At 45.0% G+C, this 529-nt stretch carries 1 protein-coding gene and 1 pseudogene; both read left to right on the top strand.

Annotation, left to right across the window (positions count from 1 at the left end; genetic code table 11):
- Positions 1-296 (top strand): PTS lactose/cellobiose transporter subunit IIA (locus R7190_RS30385; RefSeq protein ID WP_318138277.1); only part of this gene is annotated, 296 nt, incomplete at its 5' end.
- A 10-nt stretch (positions 297-306) separates the two neighbouring features.
- Positions 307-529: pseudogene (locus tag R7190_RS30380) on the top strand (6-phospho-beta-glucosidase); the annotation flags it as partial.

Below are 529 nucleotides of genomic sequence, written 5' to 3'. Positions count from 1 at the left end.
TTGTAATGGAAATCATCTGCAATGCGGGTGAAGCCAGAAGTTTAAGTTATGAAGCGCTCCGTTTGGCGAGAGAGCAAAAATTTGAAGCAGCAGAAGAGAAATTGTTGCAAGCCAGAGAGTGCATTAACAAGGCGCATTTAATTCAGACGCAATTGATCGAAGAAGATCAGGGGGAGGGCAAAGTGCCGATGACTCTGGTTATGGTGCACGCTCAAGATCATTTAATGACAACGATTCTAGCGCAAGAAATGGCTGTTGAGATTGTCGCTTTGAACAAGCAACTCGCGAACAAGTAAGGAAATCATTATGTCTAGAGAGGCGATCAAACTTGCCATTATTGGTGGTGGCAGTAGCTATACCCCGGAATTGGTTGAAGGGGTAATCAAACGCTTGGATTACTTGCCAGTTAAACAGATTCACTTTGTGGACATAGAATCCGGCGCGGAAAAGCTAGAAATCATCAGAGGCTTGGCTCAGCGGATGGTCGATAAAGCGGGCGCGGATATTGAAATTAAAGCGGATTTTGACC

This window comes from Vibrio sp. 1078-1, assembly GCF_033340475.1.
Note: the sequence above shows the minus strand (reverse complement) of the source record. Positions and strands in the feature narration are given on the sequence as shown.